Here is a 23250-nt window from a genome sequence, read left to right on the forward strand (position 1 = left end):
CCGCTACGAGAAGACAGCCACCATCTACCTGGCCGGACTCCACATCGCAGGCATCTTCCTCTGGTCCGCCCGATGATCCAAACGAAACCGCCTAGCCGCCCACCGCGTTCACCGCGGCCAGCACCGGAGTCACGCCGTCCTCGTCTCTGATCCGTGCCCCCAGCTTGGCCGCGCGGCGCGCGAACGCCGGGTCGCGGGTGGCCCGTAGCAGGGCCGAGGCCAGGGTGTCGGCGGTGAGGCGACGTAGCGGCAGCGCGCGGGGGGCGACGCCCAGGGCGACCAGACGGGCCGACCAGAAGCCCTCGTCGAACTGGATCGGGACCGGCACCGACGGTACGCCGGCGCGCAGGCCGGCCGCCGTCGTGCCCGCGCCCGCGTGGTGGACGACGGCGGCCAGACGGGGGAAGAGGGCCGCGTGCGGGGCCTCGTCGATCGTCAGCATGTCCGGGCCGCAGGCCTCGAGGCCGGCCCAGCCCCGCTGGATCACGCCCCGCAGCCCGGCCCGGCGCAGGGCGCGTACGACGACGGTGCTCAGCCGCTCGGGGTCGGGCACGGTCGCGCTGCCCAGGCCGACATACACGGGTGGCGGCCCGGCGTCGAGGAAGTCCCCCAGCTCCGCAGGGAGTTGGGCCTCGCCGTCGTACGGCCACCAGTAGCCGGCCACGGTGAGACCGGCCCGCCAGTCGTCCGGTCGCGGCACCACCAGCTCGCTGAAGCCGTGCAGCACCGGCCGCGCCTGCCGCTCCCGGGCCCGCCACGCCGCCGCGGCACTCGTCCGGGGCAGCCCCAGCCGCTGCCGTACCGCGGGCAGCGCCCCGGCGAAGACCTGCTCCACGGCCAGGCCCACCCCGTGCCCGGCGATCCGGTTGCCCACCGCTCCCAGCGAGCGCCCGCCCAGCATCGGCGGCCCGAACTCCCGTGTGGGGGCGAGCGGTTGGAGAGGCACGTCCAGATACGGCAGGTGCAGGCCCTCGGCGATGGTGCGTCCGAGCGGGCCCGCCGAGCCGGACAGCAACAGCAGATCGCTCGACCGGGCGGCCGCCACGAGGTCGTCGGTCATCCGCCCGACCAGCGCCCGCGCCATCGCGACCACCCGCACCAGCTTCCCCGCACCGGTCGCACTGCGATGCAGCCCGCGCCCGCGCGAGGACTCCAGCTCCGCCCGCGGATCCACCGGCAGCGGATGGAAACGGACCCCCGAGCCCGCCACCAGCGGCTCGAACCGGGCATGCGTGACCAGAGTGACCTCGTGCCCGGCACGGGCGAGCCCGTGTCCCAGTCCGGTGTACGGGGCCACGTCGCCCCGGGATCCCGCCGTCATGATCGCTACGCGCACGACGGCCAGTATGGCGCCGTGGTGCGCCCTCGGCGACAACAACCGGTGCAGAACGGCCAGTTCACCCCTGTCGCAGCCGTTGACTTCACTCTCCCGGTGGCTCTACCTTCGGCGCGCGACGCGTTCGGTTCACCGATCCTCGTTCGGTATCTCGAATAAGTGTCCTTGCCAGCCTGGGAGTTCCTCCCGCCGAAGGAGCCGCATGTATCCCCCACCGCGCACGTCCCCCGGTGCTCTCGTACGACGCCTCAGAGCCGCCGCCGTACGCCTCCTGGCCCTCGCCCTGACCGCGGCCGCCGCGCTGCTCTTCGCCGTGCCCGGTCCGGCGCAGGCGGCGACGACCCGTCAGATGGCCGTGCCCACCGCGCCGATGGGCTGGGCGTCCTGGAACAGCTTCGCCGCCAAGATCGACTACAACGTCATCAAGCAGCAGGTCGACGCGTTCGTCGCCGCGGGCCTTCCGGCGGCCGGCTACAAGTACATCAACATCGACGAGGGCTGGTGGCAGGGCACCCGCGACAGCGCCGGCAACATCACCGTCGACACCGGTGAGTGGCCCGGCGGCATGAGCGCCATCGCCGACTACATCCACAGCAAGGGCCTCAAGGCCGGTATCTACACCGACGCCGGCAAGGACGGCTGCGGCTACTACTTCCCGACGGGCCGCCCCGCCGCGCCGGGCAGCGGCAGCGAGGGCCACTACGACCAGGACATGCTGCAGTTCTCCAAGTGGGGCTTCGACTTCGTGAAGGTCGACTGGTGCGGCGGCGACGCCGAGGGACTCGACGCGGCGACGACGTACAAGTCGATCAGCGACTCGGTCGCGAAGGCGACGGCTGCCACCGGCCGCCCGCTCACCCTCTCCATCTGCAACTGGGGCTACCAGAACCCCTGGAACTGGGCCCCGGGCCTGGCCCCGATGTACCGGACCAGCACCGACATCATCTACTACGGCAACAAGCCGTCGATGACGAACCTGCTGTCCAACTTCGACCAGACCCTGCACCCGACCGCCCAGCACACCGGCTACTACAACGACCCGGACATGCTGATGGTGGGCATGGACGGCTTCACCGCCGCCCAGAACCGCACCCACATGAACCTGTGGGCGATCTCCGGCGCCCCGCTCCTCGCCGGCAACGACCTGTCCACCATGACCTCCGAGACCGCCGGGATCCTCAAGAACCCCGAGGTCATCGGCGTCGACCAGGACCCGCGCGGACTGCAGGGCGTCAAGGTCGCCGAGGACACCACCGGACTGCAGGTGTACGGCAAGGTCCTCGCCGGCACCGGCAACCGCGCCGTCGTGCTCCTCAACCGCACCTCCACCGCGCAGAACATCACCGTGCGCTGGTCCGACCTCGGGCTGACCAACGCGTCCGCGACCGTGCGCGATCTGTGGGCGCGGGCCGACGTCGGTAGCTACGGCACGAGTTACACCGCCGGCGTGCCTGCGGGCGGCTCGGTGATGCTGACGGTCACCGGCGGCACGGAGGCGTCGAGCAGCACGTACACCGGCACGTCGAGCTTCAGCGGCGTCGTCGCCGGGAGCACCGGCGTCAAGGTCGTCGACGTGTCGTACACGAACAACACCTCCAGCACCCGCGTCGGCACCGTCAAGGTCAACGGCCAGGGCACGACCGCCGTCGCCTTCCCGCCGACCGGCTCCAGCGCGGGCACGATCTCGCTGGAGGTCGGCCTGGCCAAGGGCTCGACCAACTCGCTCACCTTCTCCGGTGCCCCGACCCTCGACTCGATCGCCGTCAGACCTCTGGCCGGTGCGAACGGCTCCCAGGTCGTCGGCAAGCAGTCCGGCCGCTGCCTGGACATCTACAACAACACGATCACCAACGGCACCCAGGCCGAACTGTGGGACTGCAACGGCGGCCAGAACCAGGCCTGGACGTACACCTCCCGCAAGGAACTCGTGGTGTACGGCAACAAGTGCCTCGACGCCTACAACCTCGGCACGACCAATGGCACCAAGATCGTGATCTGGGACTGCAACGGCCAGAACAACCAGAAGTGGAACGTCAACAGCGACGGCACGATCACCAACGTCAACGCGGGCCTGTGCCTGGACGCCTACAACAACGGCACGGCCAACGGCACTTCCATGGTGCTGTGGTCCTGCGGTACGGGCGACAACCAGAAGTGGACGCTCAACTAGCCCCGTGACCGAGTGGAGTCGCCGGGCCGCCGTCCGCGGCCCGGCGAGTCGGCCGCCCCGGCACGGAGCCCGACGGCGCCGCGGCGCCCTAGAGCAGTGGCAGCACCGCGAGGCCCGTCGCCAGGAGCAGGGTGCAGGCCAGCAGGCAGACCGCCAGCAGCCGGTGGCGCAGCCGGGCGTACGTCTCCTCGTACTCCTCGCGCAACTGCCTGCTCCGCTCGGCCGTGCGCTGCCAGGAGGTGCGGGCGAGCGCGAGGTACTCGGCCTCGAACCGGCGCTCCACCTCCGCCCGTTGCCCCTCCGTCAGCCAGTCGAGCGAGGCCGTGAAACGCAGCGCGGCCGTGTGCCCCTGGTCGCGGATCGACGCGAGGAGCAGGTGCCCCTCGATCTCGTTGAGGAGCACCTGAACGTCTTCACTGCTCATGGCGCGGTCAACTCCCTCTGCGGCGCCGGATCCTGGAGGTGGTGCAGGTCGAAGGCCGGGGATTCGCTGCGGATCCGGGGGAGCGCCACGAAGTTGTGGCGCGGGGGCGGGCAGGAGGTCGCCCACTCGAGCGAACGGCCGTAGCCCCACGGGTCGTCGGCCTCGACTTTCTCGCCGTATTTTGCGGTCTTCCAGATGTTGTAGAAGAACGGCAGGAAGGACATGCCGAGGAGGAACGAGAAGATCGTCGACACCGTGTTGAGCGTCGTCAGGCCCTCCACCGCCAGATAGTCCGGAATTCGGCGCTGCATTCCGTTCACGCCCAGCCAGTGCTGGACCAGGAAGGTGCCGTGGAATCCGATGAACAGCGTCCAGAAGGTGATCTTTCCGAGCCGCTCGTCGAGCATCTTGCCGGTGAACTTCGGCCACCAGAAGTGGAATCCGGAGAACATCGCGAAGACGACGGTGCCGAAGATGACGTAGTGGAAGTGGGCGACGACGAAGTAGGTGTCGGACGTCGGGAAGTCCAGCGGCGGCGAGGCGAGCATCACGCCGGTCAGGCCGCCGAAGACGAACGTGACGAGGAAGCCCGTCGCCCACAGCATCGGGGTCTCGAACGACAGGGACCCCTTCCACATCGTGCCGATCCAGTTGAAGAACTTCACGCCCGTCGGTACCGCGATGAGGAACGTCATGAAGGAGAAGAACGGGAGCAGCACGCCGCCGGTGACGTACATGTGGTGCGCCCACACCGTCACGGACAGTCCCGCGATGGCGATGGTCGCGCCGATCAGGCCCATGTAGCCGAACATCGGCTTGCGCGAGAAGACCGGAATCACTTCGCTGATGATTCCGAAGAACGGCAGCGCGATGATGTACACCTCCGGATGGCCGAAGAACCAGAAGAGGTGCTGCCACAGCAAGGCGCCGCCATTGGCCGCGTCGAAGACATGCGCACCGAATTTGCGGTCCGCCTCCAGCGCGAACAGGGCCGCGGCCAGCACCGGGAAGGCCAGCAGCACCAACACGCCCGTCAGCAGCACGTTCCAGGTGAAGATCGGCATGCGGAACATGGTCATGCCCGGCGCGCGCATGCAGATGATGGTGGTGATGAAGTTGACCGCACCGAGGATGGTGCCGAAGCCGGAGAAGGCCAGACCCATGATCCACAGGTCGGCGCCCACACCCGGGGAGCGGACCGCGTCCGACAGCGGGGAGTAGGCGAACCAGCCGAAGTCGGCCGCGCCTTGAGGGGTCAGAAAGCCGCCGACTGCAATCAGCGAGCCGAAGAGATACAGCCAGTAGGCCAGCATGTTCAGGCGCGGGAACGCCACATCCGGCGCCCCGATCTGCAGCGGCATGATCCAGTTGGCGAAGCCCGCGAACAGCGGTGTCGCGAACATCAGCAGCATGATCGTGCCGTGCATCGTGAACGCCTGGTTGAACTGCTCGTTCGACATGATCTGCAGGCCCGGACGGGCGAGTTCGGCGCGCATGAGCAGCGCCATCACGCCACCGATGCAGAAGAACGAGAACGACGTGACCAGGTAGAGCGTCCCGATCGTCTTGTGGTCGGTGGTCGTCAGCCACTTGAGGTGCCTCATGCCCCGCCTGTGTCCGCTCCGGGCACGCCGGTCACACTCGAGTGACGCGAGGAGAATCACGGAAACGGGTGTGACGATCCGGATGGTGCCGGACACGAACGGAACATGAGCAACGACGAGATCTTCGCCGCTGCCTATCGCGAGCACTACTGGGCGGTCAGCCGCTATGTCGCGCGGCGACTGGACGGGCGGGCCGGCGAGGTGGAGGAAGTGGTGGCGGAGGTGTTCACGGTCGCCTGGCGACGCCGGGCCGACCTTCCGGGGTCCCCGCTGCCCTGGCTGTACGGCGTGGCACGCAACTGCCTGTCGAACGCGGTACGCGGCTACGGACGTCGCCGGCGGCTGGTCGACCGCCTGGGCAACGACGAGACCGCGCACGGCCGGCAGGTCGTTGCGAGCCCCGACGCGGAGGCCCCCGGCGGTTGGGTGCACGACGCGCTGGCCCGGCTGTCCGAGGGCGACCAGGAGGTGCTGCGCCTGACGGCATGGGAGGAACTGGGCATCGACGAGGTCGCCGTCGCCCTCGGCTGCGGCACTCGGGCCGCGTCGATGCGGCTGCACCGCGCCCGGCGCCGGCTGAGAGCCGAGATAGACCGCGTGCGTCCCACCGCGACCTCCGCCGACGCGACCCCCTCGAAGGAACACGGCCATGGCTGACGAACTCGAACTCCTGCGCCGCGCCAACCCGGTGCCGGCCGACGGCCCCCACTACGGGGAGGGCCCCCTGGACCACAGCGCCGAGCGGCGGCTCAACCGGCTGCTGCACGACCGGCCAGCGCCCCGTCGCCGCACCCGGCTGGTCTGGGGCCTAGCGGCCACCGCCGTCGTCGCCGCGACCGCCCTGACGCTGACACTCGGCGGTCCGAGCACCACCCCGGCCATCGCCGCACCCCGCGCACTGGTCGTCCAGGCCGACTCCACCCCCGTATCCCTGGACCAACTGGCAGACCGGGCACAGCAGTTGGCCATGAAGGGCGGTGCGCCGAAGCTGCGCATGGGTACGCACGTGCAGTCCTGGAGCATGGGCATGAGCGACGACAGGCCCCCGGTCACCCTGCCCGAGGAGCGGGTCGTGCGCTGGAAGGCCGACGGCAGCCACACCGAGCTGGTGGTGGCCACCGACCCGCGGCACCCCGGCCGGCCGGTCCTGCGCGACGACGGCGACGCTCCCCACCTGGTCGAGGACGGCCACGTCATCAGCCGGCAGACCTATCCGCCGAGCTGGAGCGACGCACCCCCCGAGTCCCCGCCGCCGCACGACACGGCACAGCTGCGGGCCTACCTGAAGGAGGCCACGTACACCCACACGAAGTTCGGCACCCCCGAACTCCTCGACGGCGTCCAGGTGTTGCTCGACCACTGGACCCTCGGCGCCCGCGAGTCCGCGACGCTCGCCCGGCTCCTGGCGGACACCGAGGGGCTGCGCCCGGCCGGCCAGGTGACCGACCGGCTCGGGCGGCGCGGCCAGGTCTATGTGTACGAGGGCTCCGGCTTCCGCCGGATGCTGATCATGGACCCGGCCACCGGCGCCGTCCTCGGCCTGGAGACAGTCCTGACCGAGGCGGAGCGGGAGTACGGCGTCAAGGCCGGGGACGTCGAGGAGTACAGCGCCTGGATGCGCTGATCACACCCCGAGCTGCCGGGCGGCGGCATCGACGGTCTGCTCCAGCAGCGTGGCGATCGTCATCGGGCCGACCCCGCCCGGCACCGGAGTGATGAGCGAGGCCCGCTCCAGCGCGGAGTCGAAGTCGACGTCGCCGACGTTGCCCGGGTTGTACCCGGCGTCGATCACGACGGCGCCGGGCTTGATGTCCGCGCCCCGGATCAGCCGCGGCCGCCCCACGGCGGCGACCACGATGTCCGCCTCCCGGACCACCGACGACAGGTCCCGGGTGCGTGAGTGGCAGTACGTCACCGTCGCGTCGCGGGCGAGCAGCAGCATGCCGACCGGCTTGCCGAGGATGGCGCTGCGGCCCACGACCACGGCCCGCTTCCCGGACGGGTCGACGTCGTACTCGTCGGGCAGCCGCATGATCCCGCCGGGCGTGCAGGACACGAAACCCGGCAGGCCGAAGCTCATCGTCGCGAACGAGGCGAACGTGACACCGTCGACGTCCTTCTCGGGCGCGATCGCCTCGAACGCGGCCCGCTCGTCGATGTGTTCGCCCATCGGATGCTGGAGCAGGATGCCGTGCACAGCGGGGTCCTGCGACAACTCCCGGAGTTTTCCTACGAGTTCTTCGGTGGTCGTGGCGGCGGGCAGCGCCACGTGTCGGGACTCGATGCCGGCCTTGCGGCAGCGGTTCTGCTTCATGCGGACGTACGTGACGGAGGCGGGGTCCTCGCCGACCAGCACCGTCGCCAGACAGGGGGGCGTGCCCGTGGTTTCCGTAAGGGCGGCCGCACGCTTGGCGGTGTCCTCGACGCTGCGCCGGGCGAGCGCGGTGCCGTCGATGAGCCGGGCCTGAGACATGATCCACTCCTGGGCTGGTGTGACGGGATCGCCCAGGCGCACGGCATCGACTCTGCGTGGCCGCTCCCCGGTGGTGCTCCACCTCAGCGCCAGTCACGGCCGCCATCAGCCTAACCGGGGGCGTGGGTACGGCTCATCGGTGACGCAGGATGCGCCGTCTGCGTGCACGGCCGGCATGCTGTGCCGGCGGAAGCGGGCGAGGTCGCACCGCCCGCAGCACGGACCGCAGCAGAGCGACGGACGCCAGGCCTTCTGCCGCGGAAACCGGCCCCGGGCGTCGGGGCCGGGCCGTACGCACTCGACCCAGCGCCGCACGCGCCGAGAAGGTCCAGGTCAGCCGGGTTGTGACCTGGACCCTCGCGGTTCTGCTTCCTACTCGTCCCATGCCTGGATCAGGACCTCTTCTGTGATCTTTCCGTCGCGCAGCGTGATCATCGACTCGGCCAGGACACGCGTCCCGTCCGAGTACTGGCACGACTGGCTGTAGGCGGCATGGTCGCCCTGGATGATGCACTGGTCCACTTTGTGCGTCATGTCACGGCTGTAGATGTCCTCGAACAGTGCCCCGATCTCGTCGCGACCGCGCAGGATCTTGGGCTGGCTGGGTTGGGTGTTGCGGTCCACGATGCGTATCTGCGCATCGTCCGCGTAGAGCGACAGAAGATCTGCCGCCGTGTGTGCTTCTACGCCCCGGCGCAGAGTGTCGGCGCTGAAGGCGGGCGTTGCCGCGGTGCCCATGGTGACCTCCTTCGAGGGCCGCGACCCGACGGGAGCACGGGCCGCGAGGGGGCTCACCTTCGAGACTCCTCCGCCCCGGCAGGCTCGGCAAGCGCAGCCGACCGCTGCGCCTGACGGGTGAGCGGGGCGGCACCCCCGTGTCCGCCGGGCGCCCGGTTCCGTTGCTGAATGCATGATCTCAACACGACGTATCGTCACCGCCGTTGGTCTCGCCGCAGGGCTCACCGGCCTCGTCGCGCCGCTGGCGCATGCGGACGAAGCGGCGGTCGCGAACGCGGCTGTCCCGGGCACCGACCTGCTCAACCCGATCACCACGGTCGACGCGCTCAGCGCCACTGCCGTGCCGGTGGAGCGCAAGGAGCCCGTGGCGACCAGGGAGACCGAGGAGACCAAGCCGCAGGCTCCGCGGCCCGAGCAGGTGGAGCAGCTCAGGAACATCAGGGATCTCAAGCAGTTGCACCGGGCCGCCGACATGCAGGCCAACTGGGCTGCTTGGGGCCGTTGAGCGGATCGACGCCGTATCGCGCGTCTCGTGGAGGGCCGTCCGGAGGCCGGGCGGCCCTCCGCTCTGACGTCCGCTGTGTGAATTGGCTTTCACGTGGCGGACATGTCGAGGAAGTGGAAGCCGGGCCCGGGGTGCATCAGGAAGTCGTGGTGGGAGATGTTCCACGCGTAGGCGCCCGCCAGCGAGAACACCACCCGGTCGCCCGCCCTGAGCCCGGGCGCCGGGACACGCCGGGCCAGGACGTCCTTCGGGGTGCACAGCTGCCCGGCCAGCGTCACCTGCTCGCCCTCGGCCGCCGACCGCGGCCACGGGTGCGGCCAGGCGTCCACCGGCAGTACGGAACAGGGCTGGTCGTGCCCCTTCGTCGCCGGGGTCCGCAGATGGTGGGTCCCGCCCCGGACGACGCCGAACTCCTCGCCGTGACTGTGCTTCACGTCCAGCACCTCGGTGGCGTACCAGCCGCAGTAGGCCGTCAGCGCCCGCCCCGGCTCGATGCGCAGGGTCAGCCCGGGGTGTGCCTCGGTCAGCCGGGCGAGCCCTTCGCCGTATGCGGTCCAGTCGAAGCGGCGGCCGGGGTCGGTGTAGTCGACGGTCATGCCGCCGCCGACGTTCACCTCGGCGAGCCGAACGCCGAGGCCCATGGCCCAAGTCACGGCGGACTCGGCCACCGCCAGCTGCTCCGCGGCCTCCAGCCCGCTGGCCAAGTGGGCGTGAATGCCACGCAGTTCGAGGTTCGGATACATCCCGTCGGCGAGGGCACGGACAACCTCGACCGCCTGCACCGGATCAAGACCGAACGGTGTCGGACGGCCGCCCATCGCCAGTGAACTCCCCGCCAACGACCCGTCCGCGACGGGCAGGTTGACGCGAGGCAGCACCGCCACCCGCCGTCCCGGCGCGGAGCTGCGCGCCAACTCGGCCAGCATGCGCAGCTCGTACTCGCTCTCCACATGGAAACGGTCGACGCCCAGTTCCAGCGCCGCCGTCACCTCGGCGGGGGTCTTGCCGGGACCGCCGAAGGCGAGCGGCCGGCCCGGAACGGCCTTGGCGACATGGGTGAGTTCACCGCCCGAGGAGACCTCGTACCCGTCGACGTACGGGCCCAGCGCGGCGAGGATCTCCGGCTCCGGGTTCGCCTTGGCGGCGTAGTACAGCTCGACCCGCTCGGGCAGGGCGTCCCGCACGGCGGCGGCGTGCCTGCGCAGGGCCGCCAAGTCGTAGAGATACGCGGGCAGTTCGGCGGACGGCAGGGACAGGACGCGGTCGCGGACCGCGGGTGTCGGGGCGGTCATCGGCGGCTTCCGTTCGAGTCGCGCAGGATGTCCTCGGCGAGCGGGGACGGCAGCCGGACGTAGCCGGCGTCCCGATCGGCCTTGCGCTCCCAACGGGTGAGCAGGTTGGCCTTGGCGGGCAGCGGCACTCCGGCGAGCAGGGCGGCCAGCCGGGGCGGGCAGCCGTACTCGTCGGCGTGTGCCTCGAGCGTGGCGCGCACCCGGGCCCACAGCGCGGCCTCCGTCTGCGGGTGCAGGTCGGCGAGCGCGGCGAGCAGTTCGGCGACGTGGTTGACCAGCAGGCAGTAGACGACCCGGTCCCAGCCGCGCTGTGCGTCGTACGTCATCGGACCCGCGACCTCGGGCGGCAGCGCCGACAGCGTCTCGGCGTGGTGCTCGGGGACGAGCTTGGTGCCCTCCAGGTCGCGGAAGAGCACCTGGGCGGGCATGCCGTCACCGTCGACGCAGATCAGGACGTTCTGGAGGTGCGGTTCCAGGACCAGCCCGTGCTCGAAGTAGGCGGACAGGACGGGCGGGACGAGCAGGTCCAGATACGACGACCACCAGGCGAGAGCCGTCCGGACGTCCGCACCCTCCAGCAGGCGGGAGATGTGGGCGGCGCCGGTCGGGTACTCGTCGGCGACGGCTGCCGCGAGCAGGGGGGTGGTGCCCGGGGCGAGGCGGTGCGGGAGGCCCTCGCGCACGATGACGCCGAAGCCCTCCAGAAGCTCGCGGTCCGGGGCACCGTCCGGGCGGGGGAGGGCGAGCGTGCGGTAGGCGGGCTCGCGGAGGACCGCGCTGTGGGGGAAGCGCTCGGCCAGCTCGGCGAGGGCCGGGGCCAGGGCGCGGGTCAGGGCGACGGCACCGGACAGCTCGTAACTGCTGTTCTTGCGCAGACAGTTGGTGATCCGCACGTTCAGGCTGAACTTGAGGAAGCTCTCCCCGTCGTAGAGCGTGCGCACCGACGCGGTGGCGGCGAAGGGCCGCCCGCCCGGGCCGAGGTCGAGGACGTCGCCGCGGTCGAGGGCGGCGCGCAGCAAGGGGTGTTCGCGCAGCGTCTCGTACTGCCAGGGGTGGGCGGGCAGCAGCCGGTAGCCGTCGGGGAGGTCCGAGCGCAGCCTGTCCAGCGGGACGACGGCCGAGGCGTCGGCGTACTCCTCGGCGATCAGTCCGGCGCGGACCGCGAGGTGCCGCAGCGGGAAGGAGGCGCCGACCTCCGGGGCGTACGCGGACCAGGCGCGCGGGTCGCCGGTACGGGCCTTGGGCGTCGGGTGGAAGCGGTGGCCGAACAGCAGGGACTGTTCGGAGGCCAGGTAGGCCGAGAGCCGGTCGTCCGGGGCCGACACGGCGCGCGTGGCCGCAAGCGAGGTCGCCACGGCCGCGTGGCTGGAGGCGAGTTGCTCCAGGAACTCCTCGTTGCGCACCCCCGTACGCAGCGAAAGCTCGTCGTGCGTGTACTCGGCGAGTCGCCGCCAGTCCACCTCGACCCATTCGCCCTCGCGCTGTTCGCTGACCGCACCCGTGAACCGGTGCGCACCGAGCAGCGAGGTGCGGCGCAGGGCGACGCGCAGCAGGATCCCGCGGCGCGGCAGGCGCACCAGCAGGTGGCCGTCGGTGACGACGGACTGGTGCTCCGGTCCGGACACCTCGCGCAGCAGGCAGTTGAGGAGGGTGTGGGCCGTCGCCTCGCCGGCGGTGGGCAGGGCGGCGGGGGCGGCGGTGCTGCCGAGCGAGTCGGTCAGGGAAGGCATCAGCGGCTCCGGCGGGTGCGGTGGTTCAGGGTGGTCAGGAGGGTCGCGAGGACGGTGACGGCGGCCGCGGTGCCGCCGATCAGCACGGGTGCGGCCGGTCCGAAGCGGGCGCTGCCCGCCGCCGCGGCCACGCCGGCGGCGACCGCGCCGGCCTTGGAGAAGAACTCCAGCGAGCCGAACATGCCGCCCGGCGCACGGCCCTTGGCGCAGTCGGCGGCCAGCAACGACAGACACACCAGGCCGAGCGTGAGACCGGCGCCCAGCAGCAGTCGTACGGCTATCAGCGCGGTCAGCGAACCGGCGACCCCGTGCCCGGCCAGCCCGAGCGCGATACAGGCGAAGCCGAGCGCTATCCCGGCTCGCGGACGGTCCCGGAACGCGGCGTGCACCGCCAGTGCCGACACCAGATAGACCAGGTGGGGCAGGGCGAACAGCACACCGGACAGCGCGGGCGAGGTTCCGGGCAGCCGGTCGTCGACGAGCGCGATCAGGTACGGGAAGGAGATGACGGTGGAGAACACGAACGCGAACTCCAGGCCGTACAGGGTCTTCAGCGAGACCATCGGCATCGCCTGCTCCGTCGCGGGTTCGCCCTGAGGCTGCTCCACGGGCTCCGGTTCGGGCAGTGCCGCGAGCAACAGGGCGGCCGTGAGCGGCAGTACGGCGAGCAGGGCGTACTGGCGCTGCGGCGACAGCCACCCGGACAGCGAGCCGACCACGATCGGCGCCACGACCAGCGCGGCCCGCGCACTGCCCTGCATCAACGTGAGCGCCTTGGACAGGGCCGGGCCCTCCAGGGCGGCGCCCAGGTATCCGTTGGACGCGGCGAACGTGCCGCCCAGGACGCCCTGGAGCACGAGCGCCACCGTGAAGGTGACCAGTGAGTCCGCCCAGCCGGCCAGCAGGAAGGCCACCGCGAGCCCCAACTGGGCGCGCAGCAGCAGCCGTTTGCGGCCGTAGCGATCCGCCAGCCGCCCCCACAGCGGGGCACCCAGCGCCCCGAACACGGTCGGGACGACATAGAGCACGCCCGCCCAGCGGGCCCGGTGGTCGCCCAACTCCGGGAGGATCTCGGTGAGATACGGCGGCAGTCCGAGCGCTGCGAAGGACGCCACGAAGTAGCAGCCGGCCACCGCGTGCACATGACCGCGGCCGAACCCGGACCGCGGCATCCGCAGAGCCTGGGTGCTCATGCCGAACCACCGCCGGGCAGCAGGTAGTTGGGGCCGGTCGTGTAGTGCTTGTTGATGTCGGCGGCACCCGAGCGCTCCTTGGACAGCAGCGTCCCGGCCGTCACCATCGCCTTCACCGGCAGTCGCGGCGCCTCCAGAACGCGGGCGCGCAGGACGGCTCCGGCATCGCCGCCGAGTCGGTCCACCGCATCCGTCAGCCGGGTGCGTATGAGATCCAGTAGGGCCCCGCGGTGCTTCGGCAGCCCGAACGCGTAGGCGCCCGCACACAGATGGAGGGTGATGGTCGCGAACACGTCGGCGACCGGCCCGTCGTCCTCACCGAAGATCCGCTCGTCGTCGAAGCCCCACGGCCCCGGGAGTACGGCGTCCAGTCGCAGGGAGTTGATGCGCGGGCCGTCGTTGTCCTTGAACAGCAGCCGCAGTTCGCCCGGCCGCAGCACCACCGAGATGTTCTGCTGGTGCGACTCCAGCGCGATGCCGTAGCCGAACAGCGTGGTCTGCCAGTCGAACAGCAGCGTCAGGAGGGCGTCCAGCAGGGCGAGCGGGTCGCCGCCGTAGAAGCGGTCGGCGAGGTGGTCGACGACCTGCCGCCCGTCGGGCGCCTCGGCAAGGAGGGCGGCCAGCGGCACGAGTGTCGCGTCGTCGAGGCCGGCCGGGTAGCGGCGGCACAGGACGGCCAGCAGCTCGTGGTCGGCGTGCGCGTACGTTGTCTCGTCGGCGTGCAGGATGGTGTCCCGGAAGCGCGGCTCGCGGGCGATCACGGCTTCCAGCAGCCGTTGCCCGGCCGCCCCGTCGACCAGCGTGCCGGGCTTGACGGTCCGCTTGTTGCGCAGGCCCAATGTCGCGGTGGCCAGGGGGAGTTTGAGATGCAGGGCCGGGTCCGCGACCGTGGCGACGGTGCGCATCGACAGGGTAGGTACCACGTTCAGGTGGGCGCGATCGGCGAGGACCGCGCCGTCCGGGAGACCGACGGCAGACAGGGCCTCGACGGTCAACGGATGGACGGGCAGGGGCACATGGGTGTCCTGCAGCGCATCCATGCCGAGCGCCGTGTGCCTCGGCCAGACCTCCGGGAGGCTGCCGGTCATTGTGACGGTTTCCCGGGGCACGGCGAGCCAGCGCAGTGCGAAACGCGGACGGAACTCCGGTGCGTAGGCGCGCAGTTGGTCCTCGGTGAGCCCCGAGCGGCCGCGCGCGGTCGGGTAGACGGGATGGTCGAGACGGGCGGCGAGCGCGTCGTACGCCAGGCTGCCGTCGAGGCCGGTGGTCGGTTCGCCGAGCCGTGCCATGACCTCCGCCCGCGTCGCCGCGTGCAGCCGCAGCGTGGCCAGCGTCTGCCGGCACTCTTCGACGAAGGCGTCGAAACCGCCCCGGTCCTCCGACTCGGCGAGCGCCCGCAGCGCGCCGAGCACCACGTCGTACGAGGTCAGCTCGGAGCCGTCGGACTCGCGGACGAGGAGGGGCAGCCGGGCCGCGTACGCGCACTGGTAGCCGTCCTCGGCCACGGGGAGCAGCAGGGCGTCGCCCTCCCCGGCGGGCAGCCGCAGCCAGTCGCCGTCCGGCAGGTGCCGGAGCGTGCTGCGGGTGCGCAGGCCGACCACGTCCTCGCGCAGCAATGCGCTCAGCACTCGCGTGACCAGTTGCGCCTCGCAGCCGTCCGTCACGGTGGGCGCGGTCACGGCTGGATCTCCCAGCGCTGTGCGCCCAGGAAGTCGGCCGACATCCGGTCGACCGTCGCCTCGTCGGTGCCGACGGCCCGCAGGACGCCGAGGTAGTCGCGGTTGGTGCGGTACAGCTCGTGGCGCTCGCCCACCTTGCGCAGCGGACGGTACGTCAGATGCACGTTGCCGACGGTGAGTTCGGCGGCGGCCGGGGCGTGGGTGAGGGTTCCGGCGCCGTCGGCGCACGGGTACTCCACACGCGCGGCGCCGTCGCGGCGGGCGCCCAGGTCGGCGGGGAGCGGCTCGCCCAAGTGGGTGCGCAGGATCAGCTCGAAGAGAGGTATCCGCAGCAGTCGGGCCAGCAGCAGGTCGCACTGGTCGCCGATGGCGCGGTAGTTGACCTCGATGATCCGCGCCCGGCCGTCGTGCACCACGAACTCGGTGTGACAGGCGCCGAAGCCGACGCCGAGGGCGTCCAGTTGGGCGAGGACCTGCGCGACGACCGGCTCGGGGTGTGCGGGGACGAACGTGAGGCGTTCCTCGATGAAGTACGGCGGCGGCGACAGCTCGGTGTGGAAACCGCCCAGGACATGGCGGACTTGTCCGTCGCCGAGGGTCTCCAGGGTGTACAGCTCGCCGGGGAGGTACTCCTCGACGACCAGGACGGCACCGGGGCGCCGCTCGAGGATCTCCTTGGCGTGGGCCACGAGCTCTTCCGGGCCGTCGACCAGGACGACGTCCTCGCTGGCCACGCCCTCGCGCGGCTTGAGCACGCACGGGTACGGCGTCCCGTCGGGCACGACCGCTTCGGTCAGCTCGGCCGACCACACGGTGTCGACGCCGACCGCGGCGAGACGGCGCCGCATCTCGGCCTTGTCCTTGGTGCGCAGGGCGGCCCGCCAGTCCTTGCCGGGCAGGCCGAAGTAGTCGGCGGCCAGGGCGGCCTGGGCCTGGAGGTGGTCGCTGTTGGTGAAGACGGCGTCGGGGCGACGGTGCGTCGAGATCCGGGTGACGACCGCCCGGTGGTCACGGACGTCGCACGCCAGGACCTCGAGGTCCGGGTACGTGCGCCGGTGCGCGTCGGGCTGGTCGGTGAGGACGGTGACGTCCAGGCCCAGCCGGGCGGCGGCGGGCAGGAAGCCTTCGGTGACGGAATCGGTCGGGTTGAGAGCAAGCAGGTACAGACGCATGGGCGAGGAACAACTTCCGCTGGTGGGTGGGGGGTTGGGGGCGGGCCGGACCCAGGCCGGGTGCGACCCGCCCCGAAAGAGCGGGAGTTACTTCTTCGGGAGCTCCGCGCCGGTGGCCTTCGCCACGTCCTTGAGCATCTGCTCGGCGGCCTGGACGCCGATGCCGGACATCCAGGTCTCGTCCGGGACCTCGTAGACCTTGCCGTCCTTGACGGCCGGGAGGGACTTCCAGACCGGGTTGGAGGTGACCTGCTTCTTCTGGGTCTTGTCGTCGACGTCGGCCGAGGTGACGAAGATCAGGTCGGCGTCGGCCTGGTCGATCTCCTCGGGGCTGACGTCCTTCATCGTGACCTCGGGGTCGTTGGAGACCTGGGACTTGGGCCGCTTGAAGCCGATGTCGTTCAGGACGACACCGCTGTAGGAGTTGGACTGGTACAGGCGGGTCGGACCGGCGATGAAGCGGACCACGGACGCGGTCGGCATGGTGCCGCCGTCCTTCTTCTTGATCGCCGCACCCAGCGCCTTGGCCTGCGTCTCGTACTCCTTCAGCTTCGCCGCGGCCTCCTTCTCCAGGCCCAGCGCCTCGGCGTGCACCTTCAGGTTCTGCTTCCAGACACCGCCGGTGGTCTCGGTGAAGACGGTCGGGGCGATCGCGCTGAGCTTGTCGTAGACCTTCTCGTGGCGGACCTTGGAGGACAGGATCAGATCGGGCTTGAGCGAGGCGATCTTCTCGAGGTTGGGCTCGAGCAGCGGACCGACGTCCGCGGTGCCGCTCAACTCGCCCTTGAGATACGTCGGGAAGCCGCCCTCGGTCTTGAAGTGCGGGGCGACCGCACCGACCGGGTCGATGCCGAGCAGGGTGACGTCGTCCAGCTCACCGGTGTCGAGCACGACGACCCGCTTCGGCTTCGACGGGATCTTGACGTCGCCCATCACGGTCTTGAGGGTGCGCGGGAAGCCGGCCGACGACGAGCCGGCGGCGTTCGCCGTGTCGGCCGCGTCGGTCTTCTCGCTGCCGCATGCGGCCAGTACGGCCGCACCGAGCACGACGGACAGCAGCACGGCGATCAGCCGGCCGATTCCGCGCAGGGGAGAGCTCTTGAACATGGGGGGTGGTCTTTCTGGTAGGGGTGTCACGGGTCAGGCGGGCGCGGCGGTGTGCCGCACCGCACTGCTCTTCGGAACGACCAGCGGGGTGCCGGTCTCCGGGTCGGGGATCACCCGGCAGTCCACCTCGAACACAGACCTGACCAGGTCCACGTCCAGGACGTCGGCCGGGGTGCCGGCGGCGGCGAGGCGGCCGTCCTTGAGGACCACCATGTGGTCCGCGTAGCGGGCGGCCTGTCCGAGGTCGTGCAGCACCATCACCACGGTGCGGCCCGCCTCGGCGTGCAGCGCGGCGACCAGGTCGAGGACGTCGAGCTGGTGCCTGAGGTCGAGAAAGGTGGTCGGTTCGTCGAGCAGCAGCAGTTCGGTGTCCTGTGCCAACGCCAGCGCGATCCAGGCGCGTTGACGCTGACCGCCGGAGAGCCGGTCGACGGGCTGGTCGCGCAGGGCCGCGGTACCGGTGCGCTCCAGGGCGGCCTCCACCGCCTGCTGGTCGGCGGCCGACCAGGGGCTCAGCAGCCGCTGGTGCGGGTAGCGGCCCAGGCGTACGAGCGCCTCGACGGTGATCGCCTCCGGTGTGACCGGCTGCTGCGGCAGCAGGCCCATCCGGCGGGCCAGGGTGCGGGCGGGCATCCGGTGGATGTCGGCGCCGTCGAGCGTGACGCTGCCGGCGGACGGCGCGAGCAGCCGGCTCAGACCGCGCAACAGGGTCGACTTTCCACAGGCGTTGGGCCCGACGATCGCGGTGACGGCGCCGCCCGGCAGCGTCAGGTCGAGCCCGCCGACGACGACCCGGTCGCCGTAGCGCAGATCGAGGCCCCGGGTTTCCAGCTGGTTGGTCATGTGCGGCTCCTGAAGGGCTTCTTCCTGTACGCCGGTCATGCGTGACTCCTCTGCACGGGCGAGCTCTGCCGGAACATCAGCACCAGCAGCCAGGGCGCCCCGAGCGTGGCCGTGACCGCGCCCACCGGAAGTCCCTCGACCGGCAGCAGGTGCTGCACCACCAGGTCGGAGGCGAGCAGCAGCACCGCTCCGGTGAGGCTCGCCAGGCCCAGGGAGGCGGCCGTCGGCGGCCCGGTCACGAACCGCACGATGTGCGGCACCGCGAGCGCCACGAACGTCACCGGACCGGCGAGTGCGGCGGCCAGCGATGCCAACGCCACGGCGACGAACAGGAGTTGGAGACGTGCGGCCGACGTCCTGAGTCCCAGCGCGGCCGCCGAGTCGTCCCCGAGGTCGAGCACGGCCAGCCTCCGGTGCAGTACGAGGGCGACGGCGAGCGCGAGCACCATGGCGCCGCCCGCTCCCCACACCTCCGTCCATGTCCGCCCGTACACCGAACCGGTCGTCCACTGCAGCGCCGACCCGGCGAGCTCGGCCGGGAAGCGCACGATCATCAGGTTCACGGCGGCGGCCAGCCCCGCCTGCACGGCCAGCCCGGTGAGCACCAGCCGCGTCACGGCGAGCCCCGACCGCCAGGCGAACACGCCCAGCAGCAGCGCCGCGAGCAGCCCTCCGCCGAGCGCCCCGACCGGGATCAGCAACTGCGAGGCTCCGGCGGCGATCAGCGCTACGGCGCCCAGCGATGCCCCGCCTGTCACGCCCATGACATCCGGAGATGCCAGGGGATTGCGGAACAGCCGTTGCAGCACACAGCCCGCCGCTCCGAGACCCGCTCCGGCGACGATCGCCGCCATGGCCCGCGGCGCCCGGAACTGCTGCACCACCAGCACATCCCCCGAATCCCCCAGCCCGACCAGCGCGCGCAGCGCCGTGGTCGCGGGCATCGGCATCTCACCGATCGTCAGGGACACGGTGAGCAGCAGGAGCAGGGCGACGAGACCGGTCGCGGCGAACAGCAGGGCACGGCGACGCACCCGGACCCGGGACGCGGGCTTCGTACGGACGGCTGCGACGGCGGCGGTCATCGGGCCACCTTCCGTGCAAGCAGTGCCAGCAGGGGCGCGCCCAGGAACGCCGTCACGATGCCGACCTCCAGTTCCGAAGGCCGGATCACCATCCGGCCGAGCACATCGGCCGACAGCAGCAGCAACGGTCCTGCGATCAGGCAGCCGGGCACCAGCAGCCGGTGGTCGCCGCCCAGCAGCGGTCGTACGAGATGGGGCGCGGCGAGGCCGATGAAGGCGATCGGACCGGCCACGGCGACCGCCGACCCGGCGAGCAGCACGACCGCGATGCCGCCGGCCAGCCGGATGCGGGCCACCGGGACACCGAGCGCCTGGGCCGAATCGTCGCCCAGGGCAAGGGCGTTGAGGGCGGGTGAGACCGCCAGGGCGACCACCAGACCGAGCAGCAGGGTCGGCAGCACCGGCCACAGCGCATCGAGCGGCCTGCCGGAGAGGGATCCGGCCAGCCAGAAGCGGGCCTCGTCGAGCGTGCGCTGGTTCAGCAGCATCACCGCCGACGTCCAGGACAGCAGCACGAGTTGGAGGACGGTGCCGCCGAGCGCGAGCCGCACGGGATCGATGTCCCCGGCGCGGCGGGCGAGGGCCTGGGCGAACAGCGCCGCGGCCGCCGCGCCGGCGAACGCGAACCACACATACTGCACAGGGTCGTTGAACTTCAGCGCGTAGATCGCGACGACCATCGCGAAACCGGCGCCCGCGTTGATGCCGAGGGTGGTCGGCGACGCGAGCGGGTTGCGGGTGATGCCCTGGGCCACCGCCCCGGCGACCCCCAGCGCCGCCCCGACGGCGAGACCGATGACGGTACGCGGCAGCCGCAGCCCGGTCACCACCAGCGCCTCCCGGCCGTGGGTGCGGCCGAACAGCGCGTCGGCCACCGTCGACAGGGGCACCGAACGGGCACCGAGAGCGAGGCTCAGCGCCGTGCAGAGCGCCAGGGCGGCGAGGCCGGCGAGGAACAGGGGGAGATGTCTGAGGGCGTGGAAGGGCACACCGCTGGGTGCACCCGGTGGGGTGGCGGTCACAAGCCGTGAGCTTAGGTGAGCCTTCCTTTACTTTTCAAGCGACCATGAGGTCGCTGTGACGTGGGGATTTCGTGGTCGGACGCTACGGACGGCTTGTTGATCAATCTCACCGGGTGTGAAATAAGGTAAGCCTTGCCTTTCCAGTATTCTTTGAAACCCCTGTGTGGGAGCGCCCATGTCCGTCGCCCTGAAGACCCTGCCACCGGGTGCCGTCGCGCATGCCCTCGGTGCTGTGTACCGGCGGTTGGCGGACGTCTGCGAAGCATTGACCGTGCAGGTCGCGGAACCGGGCGACGACGTGACCCAAATCGGCTTCTCGGCCGCCGAGTTGGTGTCGGACCCGGAGGTCCTGGACGCCTTCGTCGACGCCGAGGCGGCCCGCATCCAAGGCCGCTACGACGTCGCCGCGCGCCGTGACGTCGCCGCCTCCCGCGCTCTGCACGACTACGCCTGGTCCGTGGGGCTGCTGCTGGGCGGCGCCTGGTACCTCGAGCGCAGGGTGCCGCGGATCCGGCCCGAGGACCTGCGACTGGACCTCGACGCGGGGGCCTACGTGATTACCCCCGGGACCGAGCTCGCCTGCCTCGCCGACGACCCGTTCGCCGGTCTGCCCGGGGTGCTGACGGTGCCTCAGGAAGAGCCGCTGCGGGCCGCGTTGCGCATGGCGGTCGCCGATCACATGCGTCCGCTGCTGGCCGCGATCGGTCCCGTCGCACGACGGCGGGCGCGCGCCCTGTGGGGCATGGTCGGCGACGATCTCGTCTCCGGCATCTGGTACCTCGGCCGGATGCTCGGCCAGGAGGGCGCCGCCGTTCGGGCCGCCGACGAGGTGCTGCCGATCGCCGTCCCGCCGTATCCGGACGGCGCCGACTTCCGGTACCTGGTGGGCGAGAACGGCCGGCGGCACGCCACCAGAACGCGCAGCGGATGCTGCATGTTCTACGCCATCCGGCCCGCCGAGGCCTGTGTGACCTGCCCCCGCACCGGTGACGCGGAGCGACTGCGCCGACTCGGGAGCTGAGCGGGGTCAGCCGGCCGTCGCCAGGAACTGCGTGGCCGCCAGCTCGGCATAGAGCGGGTCGGCGGCCACGAGTTCGCGATGGGTGCCCACCGCGCGGACCCGGCCCGCGTCCATGACCACGATCCGGTCGGCCATGGTCACCGTGGACAGCCGGTGCGCGACGACGAGCACCGTGGTCGTACGGGACACATCGGCGACCGTGTCGCGCAGCGCCGCCTCGTTCACCGCGTCGAGCTGCGAGGTGGCCTCGTCCAGGAGCAGCAGCCGCGGCCGGCGCAGCAGGGCACGGGCGATGGCGACGCGCTGGCGTTCGCCGCCCGACAGCTTGGTGCCCCGGTGCCCGACCAGCGTGTCGACGCCGCGCGGCAGCCGGGCGACCAGGCCGTCCAGGCGGGTCGTCTTGAGCACGCGGGTGAGGGTGTCGTCGTCGGCCTCCGGGTTGCCCAGCAGCAGGTTGTCCCGCAGCGAACCCGACAGCACCGGTGCGTCCTGCTCCACATAGCCGATCGCGGACCGGAGTTGAGGCAGGTCCCACTCATCCAGCGAGCGCCCGTCGACGGTGATCGCGCCGGACTCGGGGTCGTAGAACCGCTCGATGAGGGAGAAGACCGTGGTCTTGCCCGCGCCGGACGGGCCGACGAACGCCGTCATGCCCCGGGCCGGCACCGCGAACGTCACCCCGTGATGGACGTACGGCAGATCGTCGGCGTACCGGAAGCGCACGTCGTCGAAGGCGAGCGCGGCCGGTTCGGCGCCGGGGGTGGGCAACGGGGCGGGCAGGGCCGCCGGTTCGGCGGGCAGGCTCAGCGCCTCCTCGATGCGGGCGAGGGCCGCGGCGCCCGTCTGGTACTGCGTGATCGCGCCGACCACCTGCTGGATCGGCGACATCAGATAGAAGACGTACAGCAGGAACGCGACCAGCGTGCCCACGCCGATGGCGCCGGTCGCGACCCGCGCCCCGCCCACCGCGAGCACCGTGATGAACGCGATCTGCATCGCCAGACCGGCCGTATTGCCCGCCGCCGCCGACCACTTGGCGGCCCGCACGCTCTGCCGCCACGACTCCTCGGCCGCCGCATGCAACGTCTCCTCCTCCCGGTGCTCGGCGCCGGACGCCTTCACCGTGCGCAGCGCGCCGAGGATCCGCTCCAGCGAGGCGCCCATCACCCCGACCGCGTCCTGCGCCTGCCGACTCGCCCGGTTGATGCGCGGCACGATCACACCGAGCACCGTGCCCGCACCGGCGATCACCGCCAGCGTGACCGCGAGCAGCACCGGCTCCACCAGGCCCATCATCACCACGGTCGCGATGAGCGTGAGCCCGCCGGTGCCCAGACCGACGAGCGAATCCGTGGTGACCTCGCGCAGCAGCGTCGTGTCCGAGGTGATACGGGACATCAGATCGCCCGGCTCGCTGCGGTCGACCGCCGTGATCCGCAGCCGCAGCAGATACGACGACAGGGCGCGCCGCGCGCCGAGCACCACCGACTCGGCGGTGCGCCGCAGCACGTACGAGCCCAGCGCGCCCAGCGCCGCGTTGGCGACCACGAGGGCGGACATGGCGAGCAGCGCGCCCGTGATGGCCCGGTCGTGCGACAGGTCGTCGATCAGCCCCCGGGCCACCAGCGGCAGCAGCAGCCCGGTGGCGCCCGTGACCAGCGACAGCAGGGCGCCCGCGAGCAGCGTCCACCGGTGCGGCCGAACGTATTCGAGCAGGAGCCGCCAGGCGGGCCGGCCGGTCCGGGTCTCTGCGATGCTCACGGCGCTCCTCAGCAGTCGTGCGGAGCATTCAGGCTACGTCCGCCGTCTCCCGCCCGGCCTGTCGATTGCGCGGCAGGAGGGCGGTGCGCGGGGCT

20 protein-coding genes and 1 riboswitch are annotated in these 23250 nt (G+C 71.4%); of the genes, 5 read left to right on the top strand and 15 right to left on the bottom strand.

Translation table 11 applies throughout. The features are described from left to right. Positions 1-91: 91 nt before the first annotated feature. A complete protein-coding gene (locus tag ABZ880_RS13780) occupies positions 92-1321 on the bottom strand; it encodes a glycosyltransferase (RefSeq protein WP_361261796.1) in 1230 nt (409 codons plus the stop codon). Positions 1322-1538: 217 nt separating this feature from the next. Here ABZ880_RS13780 and ABZ880_RS13785 point away from each other — a divergent pair, with 217 nt between their 5' ends. Further along, a complete protein-coding gene (locus tag ABZ880_RS13785; RefSeq protein ID WP_361261090.1) occupies positions 1539-3506 on the top strand; it encodes an RICIN domain-containing protein in 1968 nt (655 codons plus the stop codon). An 88-nt stretch (positions 3507-3594) separates the two neighbouring features. On the opposite strand, the gene ABZ880_RS13790 is transcribed toward ABZ880_RS13785, so the two are convergent. Both ABZ880_RS13790 and ctaD read right to left on the bottom strand, forming a co-directional pair. Next, entirely contained in the window at positions 3595-3930 is a 336-nt protein-coding gene (locus tag ABZ880_RS13790) for a hypothetical protein (RefSeq protein WP_361261091.1), read from the bottom strand. Next, a complete protein-coding gene (gene ctaD / locus ABZ880_RS13795; RefSeq protein ID WP_361261093.1) occupies positions 3927-5534 on the bottom strand; it encodes a cytochrome c oxidase subunit I in 1608 nt (535 codons plus the stop codon). Before ctaD ends, ABZ880_RS13790 begins: the two co-directional genes overlap by 4 nt. A gap of 105 nt (positions 5535-5639) precedes the next feature. Between ctaD and ABZ880_RS13800 the strand changes: the two genes are divergently transcribed. Both ABZ880_RS13800 and ABZ880_RS13805 read left to right on the top strand, forming a co-directional pair. Beyond that, positions 5640-6191 carry a sigma-70 family RNA polymerase sigma factor gene (locus tag ABZ880_RS13800; protein WP_361261095.1) on the top strand — a complete coding sequence of 184 codons (552 nt, stop codon included), beginning with the start codon at positions 5640-5642 and terminating at the stop codon, positions 6189-6191. Next, positions 6184-7158 (top strand): CU044_5270 family protein, encoded by a 975-nt coding sequence (locus tag ABZ880_RS13805; RefSeq protein WP_361261096.1) that lies wholly within the window; start codon positions 6184-6186, stop codon positions 7156-7158. Before ABZ880_RS13800 ends, ABZ880_RS13805 begins: the two co-directional genes overlap by 8 nt. Here ABZ880_RS13805 and ABZ880_RS13810 read toward each other — a convergent pair whose 3' ends face one another. Continuing rightward, positions 7159-8007: a bifunctional 5,10-methylenetetrahydrofolate dehydrogenase/5,10-methenyltetrahydrofolate cyclohydrolase gene (locus ABZ880_RS13810; RefSeq protein ID WP_361261099.1), complete on the bottom strand. Its 849-nt coding sequence runs from the start codon at positions 8005-8007 to the stop codon at positions 7159-7161. 23 nt (positions 8008-8030) lie between these two features. Further along, a riboswitch (ZMP/ZTP riboswitch) is annotated at positions 8031-8114 on the bottom strand. A gap of 265 nt (positions 8115-8379) precedes the next feature. Then, positions 8380-8745 carry a nuclear transport factor 2 family protein gene (locus ABZ880_RS13815; RefSeq protein ID WP_361261101.1) on the bottom strand — a complete coding sequence of 122 codons (366 nt, stop codon included), beginning with the start codon at positions 8743-8745 and terminating at the stop codon, positions 8380-8382. A gap of 172 nt (positions 8746-8917) precedes the next feature. On the opposite strand from ABZ880_RS13815, the gene ABZ880_RS13820 reads away from it, so the two are divergent. Beyond that, positions 8918-9250 (top strand): hypothetical protein, encoded by a 333-nt coding sequence (locus ABZ880_RS13820; protein ID WP_361261103.1) that lies wholly within the window; start codon positions 8918-8920, stop codon positions 9248-9250. 89 nt (positions 9251-9339) lie between these two features. Here ABZ880_RS13820 and ABZ880_RS13825 read toward each other — a convergent pair whose 3' ends face one another. The 9 genes from ABZ880_RS13825 to ABZ880_RS13865 all read right to left on the bottom strand — a co-directional run bounded on the left by ABZ880_RS13825 (position 9340) and on the right by ABZ880_RS13865 (position 20340). Further along, positions 9340-10542: a type III PLP-dependent enzyme gene (locus ABZ880_RS13825; RefSeq protein WP_361261104.1), complete on the bottom strand. Its 1203-nt coding sequence runs from the start codon at positions 10540-10542 to the stop codon at positions 9340-9342. Then, entirely contained in the window at positions 10539-12272 is a 1734-nt protein-coding gene (locus tag ABZ880_RS13830; protein WP_361261106.1) for an IucA/IucC family protein, read from the bottom strand. The genes ABZ880_RS13825 and ABZ880_RS13830 overlap by 4 nt, the downstream gene beginning before the upstream one ends. Next, positions 12272-13465, bottom strand: coding sequence for an MFS transporter (locus tag ABZ880_RS13835; protein WP_361261108.1), 1194 nt, complete (start codon positions 13463-13465; stop codon positions 12272-12274). The genes ABZ880_RS13830 and ABZ880_RS13835 overlap by 1 nt, the downstream gene beginning before the upstream one ends. Further along, complete coding sequence (locus tag ABZ880_RS13840; RefSeq protein ID WP_361261110.1) at positions 13462-15144, bottom strand: IucA/IucC family protein; 1683 nt, start codon at positions 15142-15144, stop codon at positions 13462-13464. The genes ABZ880_RS13835 and ABZ880_RS13840 overlap by 4 nt, the downstream gene beginning before the upstream one ends. Beyond that, positions 15141-16316, bottom strand: coding sequence for an ATP-grasp domain-containing protein (locus ABZ880_RS13845; protein WP_361261112.1), 1176 nt, complete (start codon positions 16314-16316; stop codon positions 15141-15143). Before ABZ880_RS13845 ends, ABZ880_RS13840 begins: the two co-directional genes overlap by 4 nt. A gap of 87 nt (positions 16317-16403) precedes the next feature. Further along, on the bottom strand, positions 16404-17423 hold the full coding sequence (locus tag ABZ880_RS13850; RefSeq protein WP_361261114.1) for an iron-siderophore ABC transporter substrate-binding protein: 1020 nt from the start codon (positions 17421-17423) through the stop codon (positions 16404-16406). Between the two features lie 33 nt (positions 17424-17456). Then, entirely contained in the window at positions 17457-18266 is an 810-nt protein-coding gene (locus ABZ880_RS13855; RefSeq protein WP_361261799.1) for an ABC transporter ATP-binding protein, read from the bottom strand. Between the two features lie 35 nt (positions 18267-18301). Further along, entirely contained in the window at positions 18302-19351 is a 1050-nt protein-coding gene (locus ABZ880_RS13860; protein WP_361261116.1) for an iron ABC transporter permease, read from the bottom strand. Then, a complete protein-coding gene (locus tag ABZ880_RS13865; protein ID WP_361261802.1) occupies positions 19348-20340 on the bottom strand; it encodes an iron ABC transporter permease in 993 nt (330 codons plus the stop codon). The genes ABZ880_RS13860 and ABZ880_RS13865 overlap by 4 nt, the downstream gene beginning before the upstream one ends. 208 nt (positions 20341-20548) lie before the next feature. On the opposite strand from ABZ880_RS13865, the gene ABZ880_RS13870 reads away from it, so the two are divergent. Continuing rightward, complete coding sequence (locus tag ABZ880_RS13870; RefSeq protein WP_361261118.1) at positions 20549-21394, top strand: (2Fe-2S)-binding protein; 846 nt, start codon at positions 20549-20551, stop codon at positions 21392-21394. 6 nt (positions 21395-21400) lie between these two features. Here ABZ880_RS13870 and ABZ880_RS13875 read toward each other — a convergent pair whose 3' ends face one another. Further along, entirely contained in the window at positions 21401-23155 is a 1755-nt protein-coding gene (locus tag ABZ880_RS13875) for an ABC transporter ATP-binding protein (protein ID WP_361261120.1), read from the bottom strand. Between the last annotated feature and the right edge of the window lie 95 nt (positions 23156-23250).

Source organism: Streptomyces sp. NPDC047043 (assembly GCF_040644055.1).
Taxonomy (GTDB): Bacteria; Actinomycetota; Actinomycetes; order Streptomycetales; family Streptomycetaceae; genus Streptomyces.